Raw genomic sequence first — 15,611 nt, forward strand, 5'->3', positions numbered from 1 at the left:
TCCGCCCCCCCCGGGCCGCCCCCCGCCCTGGGGGGTTGCCCGCCGCGATTGGCGCGCCCCCGGCTCCGGGGGCGGCCCGGGGGGGCCTCGACGGGTACTACGCCTTCGGGTCGTCGCCCGGGGCGGGCGCCTCGGCGGCGGCCGCAGCCTCCTCCGCGTCCGCGGACGCGGAGGACTCGGGCGACTCCGGGGACGCCGGGGACTCCGGGGCCGCCGGCGACTCCGAGGGCTCCGGCTTCGCGGAGGGCGACTTGGTGATCGTCACCTCCACCGACTCCCTCGCCGTCGGCACCGTCACGCCCTCCGCGTTCTCCGGGTGGTGGCACGCGACGCGCTGGCCCGGGCGGAGTTCGAGGAGCGGGGGTTCCGTCGTCCTGCAGACGTCCGTCGCCTTCCAGCAGCGGGTGTGGAAGCGGCAGCCCGGCGGCGGGGCGATCGGGGACGGGACGTCGCCGGTGAGAAGGATGCGCTCGCTCTTCGCGCCCTTGCGGCGGGGGTCCGGGATCGGGACCGCCGACATCAGGGCGCGGGTGTACGGGTGCATCGGCGACTCGTACAGGGACTTGCGGTCCGCGAGCTCGACGATCTTGCCGAGGTACATCACCGCGATCCGGTCCGAGACGTGCCGGATCACCGAGAGGTCGTGCGCGATGATCACGTACGTCAGGCCCAGCTCCTCCTGGAGGTCGTCCAGGAGGTTCACCACCTGGGCCTGGATCGAGACGTCGAGGGCCGAGACGGGCTCGTCCGCGACGACCAGCTTGGGCTTGAGGGCCAGCGCCCGCGCGATGCCGATGCGCTGGCGCTGACCGCCCGAGAACTCGTGCGGGTAGCGGTTGTAGTGCTCCGGGTTCAGGCCGACCAGGCCGAGGAGGCGCTGGACCTCCTTCTTGACCCCGCCCTCCGGCTCCACGCCCTGGAGGCGGAAGGGGGCCGAGACGATCGAACCGACCGTGTGGCGCGGGTTCAGCGAGCCGTACGGGTCCTGGAAGATCATCTGGATGTCGCGGCGCAGCGGACGCATCTTGGCCACGCCGAGGTGCGAGACGTCCACGCCCTCGAACTCGACCTTGCCGCCCGTCGGTTCGAGCAGCCGCGTGATCAGCCGGCCCATCGTCGACTTGCCGCAGCCCGACTCGCCGACGACGCCGAGCGTCTCACCCGGGAAGACCTCGAAGTCGATCCCGTCGACCGCCTTGACCGCCCCGACCTGGCGCTGCAGCAGCCCCTTCTTGATCGGGAAGTGCTTCACCAGGCCGTTGACCTTGAGCAGGGGCTCGGTGCTCTTGTTGTCGCTCACAGCTTCGGCGCAATCTCTTCGGTCCAGATCCGGGTCCGCTCCTCGCGCGACATGTGGCACGCGGAGTGGTGACGGCTGCCCGTCTCCTTCAGCTCGGGGCGCTCGGTGCGCGTGATGCCGCCCTTGGGCACGTCCGCGTACGGGCAGCGCGGGTTGAAGGCGCAGCCGCTGGGGACGTTGATCAGGCTGGGCGGGTTGCCCTTGACCGGGATGAGGCGCTCGGTCTGGTCCCGGTCGATCCGCGGCATCGAGCCGAGCAGGCCCCAGGTGTAGGGGTGCTGCGGCTCGTAGAAGACCGCCTCGGCCGGCCCGCGCTCCACGCACCGGCCGCCGTACATCACGAGGATGTCGTCGGCGACCTCGGCCACGACGCCGAGGTCGTGCGTGATGATGACGACCGCGGAGCCGAACTCCTTCTGCAGGTCCCGGATCAGGTCGAGGATCTGCGCCTGCACGGTCACGTCGAGCGCGGTGGTGGGCTCGTCCGCGATGAGCAGTTCGGGGTTGTTGACCAGCGCCATCGCGATCATCGCGCGCTGGCGCATACCGCCGGAGAACTCGTGCGGGTAGTTGGAGAAACGCTTGGCCGGCTCGGGGATGCCGACCCGGTCGAGGAGTTCGACCGCCCGCTTCTTGGCGGTCTTCTTGTCGACCGGGTGGTGGACCCGGTACGCCTCCACGATCTGCGCGCCGACCGTGTAGTACGGGTGCATCGCGGACAGCGGGTCCTGGAAGATCATCGCCATCTCGCGGCCCCGCAGCTTGCGGACCTCTTCGGGGTCGGCGGTGAGCAGCTCGCGGCCGTTCAGCCAGATCTCGCCGGAGATCCGCGCCTTCTGCCGGCCGTACTGGCCGACGGTGTGCAGGCCCATGATGCCGAGCGAGGTCACCGACTTGCCGGAGCCGGACTCGCCCACGATGCCGAGGGTCTTGCCCTTCTCCAGCTGGAAGGAGAGCCCGTCGACGGACTTGACCAGGCCGTCGTCGGTCGGGAAGTGGATCTTCAGGTCGCGGACGTCGAGGAAGGCGTCGGACGGGGCGTTGCCGGTGGCGACCGGTTCTCCGAGCGCCGCGCCGGTCTTGGTCAGCTTGTCCGTCATGCGAGCCTCACTCGGGGGTCGATCACCGCGTACAGAAGGTCCACCACGAGGTTGGCGATGACGACGGCGGCGGCGGTGATGAGCGTGACCGCCATGATCAGCGGAAGGTCGCGCTCGGTGACTCCCTTGATCGCCATCTGGCCGAGGCCCTGGAGGTTGAACGCGGTCTCGGTCAGGACCGCGCCGCCGACGAGGGCGCCGAGGTCCATGCCGAAGATGGTCAGGATGGGGGTCATCGTGGAGCGCATGGCGTGCTTGCCGAGCACGACCCGCTCCGGCAGACCCTTGGCCCGTGCCGTACGGATGTAGTCCTCGCCGAGGACCTCCAGCATGGTGGCGCGGGTGAGCCGCGCGTACATCGCCGCGTAGAGGAACGCCAGGGTGATCCAGGGCAGCAGCAGTCCGCCGAACCAACTGGCGAAGGACTCGCTGATCGGCACGTACGAGGCGTTGAGCCAGCCCAGTTGGGTGCGGAAGATCAGCATCGCCAGCATGGCGGTGAAGAAGATGGGGAGCGAGACGCCGGCGAGGGCCGTGACCATCGCGGCGCGGTCGACGAGGGTGCCCCGCTTGAGCGCGGAGACCACACCGGTCGAGACGCCCATGAGCAGCCACAGCACGGCGGCGCCGAGGACCATGGAGATGGTGACGGGGAACGCGTCGACCAGCATCGTCGAGACGTCCTGCTCGGTACGGAAGGAGTAGCCGAAGCAGGGTGCCTCGCAGTGGATGGTGCTGCCTCCGCCGGTGTAGTCACGGCCGACGAAGATTCCGGAGACGAAGTGCCAGAACTGCACCAGGATCGGCTCGTCCAGGCCCAGCTTCTGCCGGACACCTTCGATGGCAGCCGGATCCGCCTGCTTGCCGACGAACATCACGGCAGGGTCGCTGCCGGTCATCTTGGGGATGAGGAAGAAGATGCTGAGCGTCGTCAGGGTGACGACCATCAGCATCACTGCGACGGCGAACAGCCGTCGGACGAGATATGCAAGCATGCGGTCGGCCGACCGGCGGCCGGGGGTCCCGATCGGGATCCCCGGCCGCCGTGAGCGGCCATCACCTGCCCTTCGGACCTAGCGGCGGGTGGTGCGCCGTTGGAGCGGGTGGATTGACTCTCGGACTACTTCATGACGCCGAGCGACGCGTAGTCGTAGCGGCCGTTGTACGCGTCGGCCGTGTAGACGTTGGTCAGTCGCGAGGAGCGCCAGATGATGTTCTTCTCGTGCGTGAAGGGCAGGTACACCGCGGCGTCGGAGACCTTGGTGTTGATCTGCTTGTAGAGCTCGCCGGCCTTGACCGGGTCGGTCTCCTTCAGCGCGTCGTCGAACAGCTTGTTGACCGCCGGGTCGTTCAGCTCCGAGAAGTTGTTGTTACCGCTCTGGAGGATGAAGCGGCCGTCGACCAGCGGCTGCAGGAAGCCCTGGCCCGACGGGAAGTCGGCGCCCCAGCCCATGATGATGATGCCGTAGCCCTTGTCCTTGACGACCTTCGGCGAACCGATGATGCCGGAGGTCTGGGCGCCGTCGAACTGGTCGATCTGGGCGTCGATGCCGACGGCCTTCAGCGACTGCTGGAGGGACTCGGCGGTCGCGATCTCGATCTTCTTGTTGTTGCGGACCGCGATGGTGGTCTTGAAGCCGTTCGGCTTACCGCACTTGGCCAGGGCCTCCTTGGCCTTGGCGATGTCCGGCTTGCCGGCCAGCTTGCCGTACGGGTCGGCCTTCGGGTCGGCACCCTTGATCGCCGGCGGCAGCATGTTGGTGGCGATGTCGCCACCGGCCTGCGGGCCACCACGGGCGGTCTGGAGCGACTTGGAGTCGGCCGCGTAGATGATCGCCTTGCGGCACTCGACGTTGTCGATGACCGTCTGGGGGAAGACCGCGTAGCGGATGAAGCCGGTCTGCGGGTTGTCCGCGTTGCCCTTGTGCTGCTGGAGCACCTTGGCGCGGGCCGCGGCGCCGACACCGGTGGCGTTGATGTCGAGGTCGTACTCGCCCTCGATCAGCCGGTTGTCCATGTCGTCGGCGTTGGTGGTGAACTTGACGCTGATCTTGTCCGGCAGCGCCTTGCGGACGGTGTCCGTCTTGGCGTCCCACTTGTCGTTGCGGACGAGCAGCATCGACTTGTTGGGGGTGTACGACTGCCATTTGTACGGGCCGGAGGAGAAGGGCTTCAGGCCGTACTGGGCCTTGGTGTCCTTGTCCTGGCGGACCGGGGAGGCGGCGGGCATGGCCAGCATCTGCAGGAAGTCACCGTTGGCGACCGGCAGCTTGAAGATGATGGTCTTGTCGTCCGGGGTCTCGATCGCCTTCAGGCCGAGCTTGTCCGGCGTGGTGTCCTTGTAGGGACCCTTGTACTCCATCTTCGGGTCGAGGACCTGCTGGAGGTAGATCGGGCCGCCGGAGATGACGTCCTGGGCCCAGATGCGCTCGATGCCGTACTTGATGTCCTTGGAGGTGATCGGCTTGCCGTCCTCCCAGGTCACCCCGTCCTTCAGCGTGAAGGTGTACGTGAGGCCGTCGGGCGAGACCTTGCCGGCGTCCGTGGCGAGGTCGGGGACCAGCTCGGTGGAGGCGGCGCCCGGCTCGGCCTTGAACGTGACCAGCTGGCGCGTGTAGTAGCGGGCGAAGTCCCACACGAAGCCGTAGTAACCGCGCTGCGGGTCCCACGAGTCGGCTTCCTGCGAGCCGATGAACTTCAGCTCGCCGCCCTTCTTGTCGGACGGGTTGGCAACCTTGTTCACGGCGGCGTTGAAGCCGGCCGCGCCGGTCTTGCCCTTGCCGTCGCCGCTGCCGCCGCCACACGCGGTGGTGACGACCATCGTGGCCGCGGCGAGCAGCGCGCCCGCGGCGACTCTGCGCCGCGAAGAGCTGTTCAGATTCATGGTCTCGCAACCTCCGGAATAGTGGCGGCCGTTACGGCGGTCCGCCGGTGTTGATGTGCCTCCTGTCAACAGCGGCAGGGGCGGGTCTGTGCGGGCTGGCAGGCGGTCAGCGTGCGGCCTTCGGGTCGAGCGCGTCCCGCACGCCGTCGCCGAAGAGGTTGAACGCCAGAACGGTGATGAAGATCGCGAGGCCGGGGATCACCATGAACAGGGGGTCCGATTCATAGGTGGAGATGGCCGTCGACAGCATCTGGCCCCAGGAAGCGGTGGGCGGCTTCACACCCGCGCCGAGGAAGCTGAGGGCCGCTTCGGTGAGGATGTTGGTGGGGATCATGAGGGTCGCGTAGACCATGATCGGGGCGATCAGGTTGGGCAGCAGCTCCCGGCGCAGGATGTAGAGGCGGCCGGCGCCCAGGGAGCGGGCGGCCTCCACGTACTCGCGCTCGCGCAGCGAGAGGGTCTGGCCGCGGACGATCCGGCCGACGTAGGGCCAGCCGAAGAAGCCGATCACGACCACCAGCGCGCCGATGCGGACCCCCGAACCGGAGAAGCCGAGCAGCTCGTTGGGGAGCACGGAGACCAGGGCGATGGTGAAGAGCAGCTGCGGGAAGGCGAGCATGACGTCCATGACGCGGCTGAGCGCCGCGTCGACCCAGCCGCCGAAGTAGCCGGCGACGATGCCGAGGATCGTGCCGAGGACGACCGCGAACATCGCCGCGAGGAAGGCGACGAGGAGCGAGATGCGGGCGCCGTAGATGATCCGGCTGAAGACGTCGCGCCCGTTGACCGGCTCGACGCCGAGCAGGAAGTCGGAGCTGATGCCGCCGTAGGGGCCGATCGGGGTGCCGAAGAGCGGGTCGATCTGGTCCTCGTGGAACTCGTCCGGCGGGTGGCCGAGCAGCCCCACGATGAGGGGCGCGAAGATCGCGACGAGCACCAGGAAGATCACGATCGCGCCGCCGGCCAGCGCGAGCTTGTCACGCTTGAGCCTGGTCCAGGCGATCTGCCAAGGGGAGCGTCCCTCGATCGTCTTGCCCGGTGGCGCCGGGGGCACGGCATCGACGGCGGCGGTCGACTCGGCCGCACTCGTCTCGTGCAGTGGTGCCGTCATCGTGGTGAGGACCCCTCTCGGCCGCCGGTAGCCGGCCCTTGCCCGCCGCGGGTAGCGGCTTGGTGGAACAACTGCGAGGCATCGGCCAGGAGGCCGAACGCCCGGTGTTCCGGGGAGTCTTCAATGTGGTCGCGATCACCCGCCAGACCTCACGGTGAATGTTTGCTCAACCGTGATGCGGTTCGTTGCCTTCCGTTATCCGGACTCTGTGATCGCGTCAGCGGACCATCTCGCCCACTATTCGGCCAGAACGGACATCTACCCCAACCCCCCTGCGACAGGGGTGAATTGGGGGGACGGAGCGGACGTATCAGTACGTGCGGGGCACGGCCGGAGGGTAGCCGTAGCCGGGCGTGGGCGGGGCGGGCGCCGCGTGCGCGTCGCGGTCGTAGAACGGCCGCGCGTTGGCGCGCAGCCACATCGCGACGGGGTCGTACGTGTCCGACATCGCCACCGTCGAGACGGGCAGGCCGTCCGGGACGGCGGAGACCGTCTGGCGCATCATCGCGCGCACCGACTCGACCGAGGCGGCGGAGGTGTCGTACAGGTCGAGACCGATGGCGAGGTACGGGGAGCCCAGCGCGGGCTGCACCCAGGCCCGGCGCAGCGCCCGTACGGACGGGGTGCGATGGGCGTTCTGGGTCAGCAGGGCGTAGAACTGGGGGATCTCCAGGGCGGGCTCGGAGAGCCGCAGCGGCCCGGCGGGCATCCGGTCGAGACCGGTGGCGATCCGGCGGAGGTCGGCCCAGGGGATGCCGACGCCGCCGCCCGCGTCGTGCGGGTTGAGCCAGATGCCCACCCGGTCGGGGTAGAGCGCGCGGGCGATCTCGCGGCCGGTGACGACCTCGTGGGCGCGGTTCCAGCCGGAGGCGGCGAGCTCCTGGGCGGAGGTGACGCACGGGGCGTACCCGAAGCCGTCGATGTCCATGTGCCCGTACTGGGCGTCGGGCGAGCCGGGCGTGCCCTGCCAGAGCAGCGTCCAGACGCTGCCGTCGGCGAGGGCGTGCAGCAGCTGCTCGTACGCGTCGTAGCGCCCGGGTGCCACCTGGCGCAGCATGCGCTCGACCTCGCCGGCCGCAGCCGTGCCTGACGCGCTCACCCTGGTTCCCGCCCCTCGTCCGTCCACCGCACCAGCTTAATTACCGGGAGGCCCGCTGATAGAAGGGGCGCACCCGCTCCAGCATCCAGTCGCCGACCGGGTCCTGCGCGACGTCCAGCAGGATGAGGTTGACCGGCCAGGCCACCTCGACCCGGCCGAGCGCGCGGCCGAGGGCGTCGAGCGGGGCGTTCCGGTCGACGCCGTCCCAGGCGACGAGCTCGACGCCGACGAAGAGGGCCGGTTCGGTGCCCTCGACGCTGGCCAGGGCGCGGCGGGCGGAGAGGACGACGCCGGTGGCTTCGAACTCGGCGGCGGCGGCGGAGAGGAAGTCGACGGGGTCGTCCTGCCAGTCGGGCTCGAAGAGCCGGACCCGGCCGCCGCTCGCGGGGCCGTCCAGCGGGGTCCGGCCGACGCGGCAGAGTTCGGCCACGGCGGGCGGGGGCAGCGGGGCGCCGACGGTGCCGCCGGGGTTCACGGCGATGCCGAGCTGCGGGGGCAGGCCGCGGGCGAAGTCACGGGCGGGGGCGACGGTGAAGGACATGTGGCTGCCGACGCAGGCCATGAACTGCTGCTCGGAGCTGAAGACGGGGACGTACGGGAGTCCGTCGATCTCCATCGTGGGCAGGTCGAGGTCCCGGCTCTCGGGGCTGCCGCCGTTGGGCAGCGGCACCCAGACGGGGCTCCGGCCGAGGACCTCGACGAGGCGGCCTCCGGCGGAGGGGTTGCCGAGCGAGGCCGCGAGGACCTCTTCGAGCTCGTTGCCCGGCCACGTAACGTCCACGGTTTCCGTTTCCCTTTACTCACGCGCCCTGGTCACGACGCCCTCGGGGCAGAACCCTAACGCCGCCCTGGCGCCCCTGTGGCCAAAAGGGCTCAGTGGGCGGAGCGGAAGGTGATCGTCCGCAGGACTCCGGCGGCGTCCCGGTCGAGCAGGGTCGCCGAGGCGCACCCCCGGGGCAGCCGTCCGGACTCCACCGAGGCGAGCAGCCGGCCGACGGCCCGGCGGTGCCGGGCGAAGGCGTACCCCGAGACGCCGCGGCCGCGCTCGCGCTGGCCGGCGCGGGCGGTGTCGGGCGTCACGTCGAGCAGGATCAGATGGAGGGCGCTGCCCCGGCGGCGGGCCTCGCGGGCCAGCCAGTTCCGCACCCAGGACTGCGTGCCGCAGTCGTGGACGACGACGCTCCGCCCGGCGCGCAGGGCGCTCCGCAGCCCGGCGTAGTGGGCGATCCGGGCCAGTGGGCGGTAGACCGCGTACGGCAGGAAGGCGGGCAGCCGGGCCTCCCAGCGCTCGCGGGCGTCCTGGGAGTCGATGCCGAGGCCGTCGGCGGCGCGCCGCATCAGCGTCGACTTGCCGCTTCCGGGCAGCCCGGAGACCACGACGAGGTCCCCGGCGGCGAAGAAGAGCGTCCGGGGTCCCCGGCCGCCACGCTCGCGCAGGTCGCGCAGCAGGGGCGCGGCGCGGCGCCTGCGGGACCGGGCGCGGGCGCGCGGGGCCGGTATCCCCGTACCCGCGGCGTAGGCGCCGGTGTGCTGGATCGTCATCGTCGTCTCCCCCTGTCGGGTCCCGGGACCCCTTGCCCACAAAGTGTAAAGAAGGGGTAATCAGCCACAAGCGATTTGCCGATCGGACACCGCGTGCAATGATGTGCGCGCCAAGCGCACACAACCTCATACCGGCCGCTCGAATCCGCGCGGGAGAGTCCCGGAACCACCACGGTGGGCCCCGGGCGCCGAAGGAGCAAGACCCTCCCTTGAATCTCTCAGGCCCCGTACCGCGTGGATGAGGCAGATCTGAAAAGCGGGACGCCCGTGGCGTTCCCACCCAAGGTGCAAGCCGATCTCTCGGTGACGAGATGCTCTCGGTGAACCTCTCAGGTTCCATGACAGATGGGGAGGATTGTCCTCACCCGTCATGCATGTCGTGCCCTGCACGCCCCTGGGACTTGGGAGCCACCCCATGAGCAACGCCCCCCGCCTGACCGCCCTCGATGCCCTGCATCGTTCGCTCGGCGCGACCATGACCGACTTCGCCGGCTGGGACATGCCGCTGCGCTACGCCAGCGAGCGGGACGAGCACAACGCCGTCCGCACCAAGGCGGGCCTCTTCGACCTCTCCCACATGGGTGAGATCACCGTCACCGGTCCGCAGGCCGTGGAGCTGCTCGACTTCGCGCTGGTCGGCAACATCTCCACGGTGGGCGTGGGCCGCGCCCGCTACACCATGATCTGCCAGGAGGACGGCGGCATCCTGGACGACCTGATCGTGTACCGGCTCCGGGAGCAGGAGTACATGGTCGTCGCCAACGCCTCCAACGCGCAGATCGTCCTCGACGCGCTGACCGAGCGCGCGGCCGGTTTCGACGCCGAGGTGCGCGACGACCGGGACGCGTACGCCCTGCTCGCCGTCCAGGGCCCGGAGTCCCCCGGCATCCTGAAGTCCCTCACCGACGCCGACCTGGACGGTCTGAAGTACTACGCCGGCCTCCCGGGCACGGTCGCCGGGGTCCCGGCGCTGATCGCCCGTACCGGCTACACCGGCGAGGACGGCTTCGAGCTCTTCCTGAAGCCGGAGCACGCCGAGGGCGTCTGGAAGGCGCTGACCGAGGCCGGCGCCCCGGTCGGTCTGATCCCCTGCGGCCTCTCCTGCCGTGACACCCTCCGCCTGGAGGCGGGCATGCCGCTGTACGGGCACGAGCTGACGACCTCGCTCACCCCGTTCGACGCGGGCCTCGGCCGGGTCGTGAAGTTCGAGAAGACGACGAACGAGGGCCGCTTCGTCGGCCGCGAGGCCCTGGAGAAGGCCGCCGAGCGCGCCGAGACCGCCCCGCCGCGCAAGCTGGTCGGCCTGATCGCCGAGGGCCGCCGGGTCCCGCGCGCCGGCTTCTCCGTCGTCGCGAACGGCGAGGTCATCGGCGAGGTCACCTCCGGCGCCCCGTCGCCGACCCTCGGAAAGCCGATCGCGATGGCCTATGTGGACGCGGCGCACGCCGACCCCGGTACGCAGGGTGTAGGTGTGGACATCCGCGGCACCCACGAGCCGTACGAGGTCGTGGCGCTGCCCTTCTACAAGCGCCAGAAGTGACGTTTCGCACGCCGGAACGTCTCGCTCCGCGTCTCATCCCGTAAGACCCGCGTTCATCAGCACTCATCCGATCCAGGAGAATCAGGTCATGAGCAACCCCCAGCAGCTGCGCTACACCAAGGAGCACGAGTGGCTGTCGGCCGCCGAGGACGGCGTCGCGACGGTCGGCATCACGGAGTTCGCGGCCAACGCGCTCGGTGACGTCGTCTACGCCCAGCTCCCGGAGGTCGGTGACACGGTGACCGCGGGCGAGACCTGCGGCGAGCTGGAGTCGACCAAGTCCGTCAGCGACCTGTACTCCCCGGTCTCCGGTGAGGTCGTGGCGGCCAACCAGGACGTGGTGGACGACCCGTCGCTGGTGAACACCGCTCCGTTCGAGGGTGGCTGGCTGTTCAAGGTGCGCGTCACGGGTGAGCCGGACGACCTGCTCTCCGCCGACGCGTACGCCGAGTTCTCCGCCGGGAACTGAGACCCCCAAGGGATCGCAACATGTCTGTGCTGAACACCCCTCTCCACGAGCTGGACCCGGACGTCGCCGCCGCCGTCGACGCCGAGCTCCACCGCCAGCAGTCCACCCTTGAGATGATCGCCTCGGAGAACTTCGCTCCGGTCGCGGTCATGGAGGCCCAGGGCTCGGTCCTCACCAACAAGTACGCCGAGGGCTACCCGGGTCGCCGCTACTACGGCGGCTGCGAGCACGTCGACGTGGCCGAGCAGATCGCGATCGACCGGATCAAGGACCTGTTCGGCGCCGAGTACGCCAACGTCCAGCCGCACTCCGGCGCCTCCGCGAACCAGGCCGCGCTCTTCGCGATCGCCCAGCCCGGCGACACGATCCTCGGCCTCGACCTGGCCCACGGCGGCCACCTGACCCACGGCATGCGCCTGAACTTCTCGGGCAAGCAGTTCAACGTGGTCGCGTACCACGTGGACGACGCCGGTCTGGTCGACATGGCCGAGGTCGAGCGCCTCGCCAAGGAGCACCGCCCCAAGGTGATCATCGCGGGCTGGTCGGCGTACCCGCGCCAGCTGGACTTCGCGGAGTTCCGCCGGATCGCCGACGAGGTCGAGGCGTACCTGTGGGTCGACATGGCCCACTTCGCGGGCCTGGTCGCGGCCGGTCTGCACCCGAACCCGGTCGAGTACGCGGACGTGGTGACCTCCACCACGCACAAGACGCTCGGCGGCCCGCGCGGCGGCATCATCCTGGCGAAGAAGGAGTTCGCGAAGAAGCTGAACTCCTCGGTCTTCCCCGGCTTCCAGGGCGGCCCGCTGGAGCACGTGATCGCGGCCAAGGCCGTCTCGTTCAAGATCGCGGCTTCGGAGGAGTTCAAGGAGCGCCAGCAGCGTACGCTGGACGGTGCCCGGATCCTGGCCGAGCGCCTGGTCCAGGACGACGTCACCGCGCACGGCGTCTCGGTCCTGTCCGGCGGCACGGACGTGCACCTGGTCTTGGTGGACCTGCGCAACTCCGAGCTGGACGGTCAGCAGGCCGAGGACCGTCTCCACGAGGTCGGCATCACGGTCAACCGGAACGCGATCCCGAACGACCCGCGTCCGCCGATGGTCACCTCGGGTCTGCGCATCGGTACGCCGGCGCTCGCGACCCGCGGCTTCGGCACCGAGGACTTCGCCGAGGTCGCCGACATCATCGCGGAGACCCTGAAGCCCGGCTTCGACGCGGAGGCCCTGAAGGCCCGGGTCGTCGCGCTGGCGGAGAAGCACCCGCTGTACCCCGGCCTGAAGTAATTTCGTACCCTTTTGTTCGTACGAAGCTCCGGGGCACCGCGCACACTGGACAGTGAGCACGGTGCCCCACCCTTTTCCCGCACTGCTCTGTTCTGCACCACCCCGGCAGACAACGGCGTCAGCCCCCCACAAGGAGTTCCCCGTGGCCATCTCGGTCTTCGACCTGTTCTCGATCGGCATCGGCCCGTCCAGCTCCCACACGGTGGGCCCGATGCGCGCCGCCCGGATGTTCGCCCGCCGCCTGAAGAACGAGGGGCTCCTCGCCCACACGGCGTCGATACGGGCGGAGCTGTACGGCTCGCTGGGCGCGACGGGCCACGGCCACGGCACGCCGAAGGCGGTCCTGCTGGGCCTGGAGGGCAACTCCCCGCGCACGGTGAACGTGGAGACGGCTGACGACGAGTTCGAGCGGATCAAGGCGAGCGGCCGGATCAACCTGCTGGGCGCGCACGAGATCCCGTTCGACTTCGACGAGGACCTGATCCTGCACCGCCGCAAGGCGCTGCCGTACCACGCCAACGGCATGACGGTCTTCGCGTACGACGCCGAGGGCGCCCTCGTCCTGGAGAAGACGTACTACTCGGTCGGCGGCGGCTTCGTCGTGGACGAGGACGCGGTCGAGGGCTCGGACCCGATCATCCCGGACGACACGGTCCTGAAGTACCCCTTCCGCACGGGCGACGAGCTGCTCCGCCTGGCGAAGGAGACCGGCCTGTCGATCTCCGCGATGATGATGGAGAACGAGAAGGCCTGGCGCACGGAGGAGGAGATCCGCGAAGGTCTCCTGGAGATCTGGCGCGTCATGCAGGCCTGCGTCTCGCGCGGCATGTCCCGCGAGGGCATCCTGCCGGGCGGCCTGAAGGTCCGCCGCCGCGCCGCGAACACGGCCCGCAAGCTGCGCTCCGAGGGCGAGCCGGCGGCGCTGGCGATGGAGTGGATCACGCTCTACGCGATGGCCGTGAACGAGGAGAACGCGGCGGGCGGCCGCGTGGTCACCGCCCCGACGAACGGCGCCGCGGGCATCATCCCGGCGGTCCTGCACTACTACGTGAACTTCGTGCCCGGCGCCGACGACGACGGCGTGGTCCGCTTCCTGCTCGCGGCGGGCGCCGTCGGCATGCTCTTCAAGGAGAACGCCTCGATCTCGGGCGCCGAGGTCGGCTGCCAGGGCGAGGTCGGCTCGGCCTGCTCGATGGCGGCGGGCGCCCTCGCCGAGGTCATGGGCGGCTCCCCGGAGCAGGTCGAGAACGCGGCCGAGATCGGCATGGAACACAACCTGGGCCTGACCTGCGACCCGGTCGGCGGCCTGGTCCAGATCCCGTGCATCGAGCGCAACGGCATGGCCGCGGTCAAGGCGGTCACGGCGGCCAAGATGGCCCTCCGCGGCGACGGCAGCCACATGGTCTCCCTGGACAAGGTCATCAAGACGATGAAGGAGACCGGCGCGGACATGTCGGTCAAGTACAAGGAGACGGCGCGCGGCGGGCTCGCGGTCAACATCATCGAGTGCTGATCACGCGGGCTGATCACCGCCCACGGACCCCCGGGGCGGTGGGGGCCTCGTGCGGGTTCGGCTCGTCGCGCAGCAGCGGCACCGGGCCCCGCAGCGCGAATCCGCCGGGGAGGTCCAGTCGGCCGCCCCGGCGCTCGGCGATCACGGCCCCTTGCGCCGCCAGGCTCGTGTCGACCGCGCACTCCCCCGACCGCACGGCGGTCAGCCAGCCGCCGCGAACCACACAGACGAGCCCGGAGATCCAGAAGACCACGTTCAGCTGCACGTCCAGGGTGCCGATCTTCGCGCCGTCCACGTAGACGTCGACGTAGGGCCGGTGCGTGGAGGTCACCCGGTGGGTGGCGAGCGCGACGACCTCCTCGCTGCCCGGCATGTCCCGGGTGCGGCGCGCGGCGGACTGCAGCGCGGAGTGGCCGCGCCAGCCGGCGGCGGCCAGGTCGAGCACGTCGAGGCCCAGGAAGTCGTCCACGACCCTGGCCATCTCGTGCTCCACCGCCCGGTCGGCGGCGGGCGTCCGGCCCCGTACGGGTGCGAGCAGCGGCCCGGCGGTGTCATGGGCACGCAGCGGGCCGTCGAGGCCTTCGTTGTCGCCGAGCAGGAACGAGCGGACGGGCGTAGGGGGCGTGCCCCGCGGGGGCGCGGTCGTGGTCATCGGTCCTCCTCGTCGAGAGTCTGCCGGCCGGGGTCCGGGTGCGGGTCGAGCCGGGTGGTGCGGGTGGGCGGCTCGCCGGGCGGCCGGTACTCGATCAGCGCCGTGTCACCGGTGGCGGGCCGCAGGGTGGCCCGAACGTGGTTGCGCACCCAGCGGGGGCCCCGGTGCAGCCGCCCGAAGTAGACGGCCGCCGCGGCGGCGAGGGCGAGCAGGCCGCCCAGGGAGGCGGGGCCGACGACCCACCCGACGGGGGTCGAGCCGCCGTCGCCGCCGGTGGTGGTGCCGGGCGGCAGGTCGGTCGGCGGGTCCGTCGGCGGGTCGGTCGGGGGATCGGTGGGCGGGTCGGTCGGAGGGTCCGTCGGCGGGTCGGTCGGCGCGTCCGTGACCTCGTACGAAGCCTCGCCGTACTGCTCCGGATAGTCCTGGCAGACCGCCCGCACCGTGTGCGGACCCGCCTGGGCGTCGTCCGGGACGGGGACCTCGGTACTGAAGGTGGCCTGTTCCGTGACGGGGGCGGTGACCAGCGGCGCTTCGTCGCCGTCCCACAGAAGGTCGACGTTCGAGCACCGGAAGCCCGAGCCCTCCGCCCGTACGGTGCTCCCCCTCGCGCCCTCCGTCTCGGCGAGGGTGAGGAGCGGGTCCCCCGGGCTTTCGACGACGAGGTCGGCGTCCGCGTAGAGGGACGGATCGTCGGTGCACTCGGCCCGGAAGGTGTACGTGTCCGGGTCCGAGTCGGCCGGGATGGGCTCCGTGTACGAGAAGTCGCCGTTCTCCGACACGGGTATGCCGGACGCGATCTCGGGCCCGTCGACCACATGGAGGTACACGGTGCCACCGGGGCACCCGTAGAAGCCCGTGCCCCGGACGTCGATCACGTCTCCGACGGAGCCGTGATCCGGGTTCAGTGTGAGGGAGGGCGCGGCTGCCGGCGGTTCCGACGTGGTCTGCGGCGGTTCCGATGTCGTCGCCGGCGGCTCCGTCGTCGACGGTGGCGGTTCCGTCGTCGGCGGCAGTTCGCCCGTCGCCGTCGGGGTCGGTGTCGGCGGCAGTTCCGCCGACGCCGGGACGGCGACCGGTCCCACGCTGATCGCTACGCTCAGAAGCACAGCCATCAGCAATCG

The 15,611-nt window shown here is 70.4% G+C and carries 14 protein-coding genes and 1 riboswitch; of the genes, 4 read left to right on the forward strand and 10 right to left on the reverse strand.

Features of this window, described 5'->3' with window-relative positions:
• Window positions 1-97: 97 nt before the first annotated feature.
• The 8 genes from ACWF79_RS25415 to ACWF79_RS25450 form a co-directional block, all read right to left on the reverse strand.
• Entirely contained in the window at window positions 98-1,300 is a 1,203-nt protein-coding gene (locus ACWF79_RS25415) for an ABC transporter ATP-binding protein (RefSeq protein WP_453730444.1), read from the reverse strand.
• Window positions 1,297-2,400, reverse strand: a complete 1,104-nt coding sequence (locus ACWF79_RS25420; RefSeq protein WP_453730445.1) for an ABC transporter ATP-binding protein — start codon at window positions 2,398-2,400, stop codon at window positions 1,297-1,299. Before ACWF79_RS25420 ends, ACWF79_RS25415 begins: the two co-directional genes overlap by 4 nt.
• The gene (locus tag ACWF79_RS25425; RefSeq protein ID WP_453730446.1) at window positions 2,397-3,395 is read right to left on the reverse strand and encodes an ABC transporter permease; all 999 of its coding nucleotides are present in this window, start codon (window positions 3,393-3,395) and stop codon (window positions 2,397-2,399) included. The genes ACWF79_RS25420 and ACWF79_RS25425 overlap by 4 nt, the downstream gene beginning before the upstream one ends.
• Window positions 3,396-3,520: 125 nt before the next feature.
• On the reverse strand, window positions 3,521-5,284 hold the full coding sequence (locus ACWF79_RS25430) for an ABC transporter substrate-binding protein (RefSeq protein WP_453730447.1): 1,764 nt from the start codon (window positions 5,282-5,284) through the stop codon (window positions 3,521-3,523).
• A 106-nt stretch (window positions 5,285-5,390) separates the two neighbouring features.
• Window positions 5,391-6,395: an ABC transporter permease gene (locus ACWF79_RS25435; RefSeq protein WP_453730448.1), complete on the reverse strand. Its 1,005-nt coding sequence runs from the start codon at window positions 6,393-6,395 to the stop codon at window positions 5,391-5,393.
• Between the two features lie 310 nt (window positions 6,396-6,705).
• On the reverse strand, window positions 6,706-7,494 hold the full coding sequence (locus ACWF79_RS25440; RefSeq protein ID WP_453730449.1) for an enhanced serine sensitivity protein SseB C-terminal domain-containing protein: 789 nt from the start codon (window positions 7,492-7,494) through the stop codon (window positions 6,706-6,708).
• A gap of 40 nt (window positions 7,495-7,534) precedes the next feature.
• Window positions 7,535-8,275, reverse strand: coding sequence for an enhanced serine sensitivity protein SseB (locus ACWF79_RS25445; protein WP_453730450.1), 741 nt, complete (start codon window positions 8,273-8,275; stop codon window positions 7,535-7,537).
• A gap of 92 nt (window positions 8,276-8,367) precedes the next feature.
• The gene (locus tag ACWF79_RS25450; protein WP_453730451.1) at window positions 8,368-9,036 is read right to left on the reverse strand and encodes an AAA family ATPase; all 669 of its coding nucleotides are present in this window, start codon (window positions 9,034-9,036) and stop codon (window positions 8,368-8,370) included.
• Window positions 9,037-9,176: 140 nt separating this feature from the next.
• A riboswitch (glycine riboswitch) is annotated at window positions 9,177-9,279 on the forward strand.
• Between the two features lie 172 nt (window positions 9,280-9,451).
• Between ACWF79_RS25450 and gcvT the strand changes: the two genes are divergently transcribed.
• The 4 genes from gcvT (at window position 9,452) to ACWF79_RS25470 (ending at window position 13,838) form a co-directional block, all read left to right on the forward strand.
• The gene (gene gcvT, locus ACWF79_RS25455) at window positions 9,452-10,576 is read left to right on the forward strand and encodes a glycine cleavage system aminomethyltransferase GcvT (RefSeq protein WP_453730452.1); all 1,125 of its coding nucleotides are present in this window, start codon (window positions 9,452-9,454) and stop codon (window positions 10,574-10,576) included.
• Window positions 10,577-10,664: 88 nt separating this feature from the next.
• Window positions 10,665-11,045: a glycine cleavage system protein GcvH gene (gene gcvH / locus ACWF79_RS25460; RefSeq protein ID WP_453730453.1), complete on the forward strand. Its 381-nt coding sequence runs from the start codon at window positions 10,665-10,667 to the stop codon at window positions 11,043-11,045.
• Window positions 11,046-11,065: 20 nt separating this feature from the next.
• On the forward strand, window positions 11,066-12,325 hold the full coding sequence (locus tag ACWF79_RS25465) for a serine hydroxymethyltransferase (RefSeq protein WP_453730454.1): 1,260 nt from the start codon (window positions 11,066-11,068) through the stop codon (window positions 12,323-12,325).
• Between the two features lie 142 nt (window positions 12,326-12,467).
• Window positions 12,468-13,838 carry an L-serine ammonia-lyase gene (locus tag ACWF79_RS25470; RefSeq protein ID WP_453730455.1) on the forward strand — a complete coding sequence of 457 codons (1,371 nt, stop codon included), beginning with the start codon at window positions 12,468-12,470 and terminating at the stop codon, window positions 13,836-13,838.
• 13 nt (window positions 13,839-13,851) lie between these two features.
• On the opposite strand, the gene ACWF79_RS25475 is transcribed toward ACWF79_RS25470, so the two are convergent.
• Both ACWF79_RS25475 and ACWF79_RS25480 read right to left on the reverse strand, forming a co-directional pair.
• The gene (locus tag ACWF79_RS25475; protein WP_453730456.1) at window positions 13,852-14,490 is read right to left on the reverse strand and encodes a hypothetical protein; all 639 of its coding nucleotides are present in this window, start codon (window positions 14,488-14,490) and stop codon (window positions 13,852-13,854) included.
• Window positions 14,487-15,596: a hypothetical protein gene (locus ACWF79_RS25480; protein WP_453730457.1), complete on the reverse strand. Its 1,110-nt coding sequence runs from the start codon at window positions 15,594-15,596 to the stop codon at window positions 14,487-14,489. Before ACWF79_RS25480 ends, ACWF79_RS25475 begins: the two co-directional genes overlap by 4 nt.
• Window positions 15,597-15,611 lie beyond the last annotated feature (15 nt).

It is taken from the genome of Streptomyces sp. NPDC054975 (genome assembly GCF_053609105.1).

Excerpts from the sequence above, each read along its gene's own strand:
- ACWF79_RS25465 (WP_453730454.1), top strand. The coding sequence starts at position 11,066 with ATGTCTGTGCTGAACACCCCTCTCCACGAGCTGGACCCGGACGTCGCC.
- gcvT (WP_453730452.1), top strand. The coding sequence starts at position 9,452 with ATGAGCAACGCCCCCCGCCTGACCGCCCTCGATGCCCTGCATCGTTCG.
- ACWF79_RS25430 (WP_453730447.1), bottom strand. The coding sequence starts at position 5,284 with ATGAATCTGAACAGCTCTTCGCGGCGCAGAGTCGCCGCGGGCGCGCTG.
- gcvH (WP_453730453.1), top strand. The coding sequence starts at position 10,665 with ATGAGCAACCCCCAGCAGCTGCGCTACACCAAGGAGCACGAGTGGCTG.
- ACWF79_RS25425 (WP_453730446.1), bottom strand. The coding sequence starts at position 3,395 with ATGCTTGCATATCTCGTCCGACGGCTGTTCGCCGTCGCAGTGATGCTG.
- ACWF79_RS25450 (WP_453730451.1), bottom strand. The coding sequence starts at position 9,036 with ATGACGATCCAGCACACCGGCGCCTACGCCGCGGGTACGGGGATACCG.
- ACWF79_RS25435 (WP_453730448.1), bottom strand. The coding sequence starts at position 6,395 with ATGACGGCACCACTGCACGAGACGAGTGCGGCCGAGTCGACCGCCGCC.
- ACWF79_RS25475 (WP_453730456.1), bottom strand. The coding sequence starts at position 14,490 with ATGACCACGACCGCGCCCCCGCGGGGCACGCCCCCTACGCCCGTCCGC.
- ACWF79_RS25420 (WP_453730445.1), bottom strand. The coding sequence starts at position 2,400 with ATGACGGACAAGCTGACCAAGACCGGCGCGGCGCTCGGAGAACCGGTC.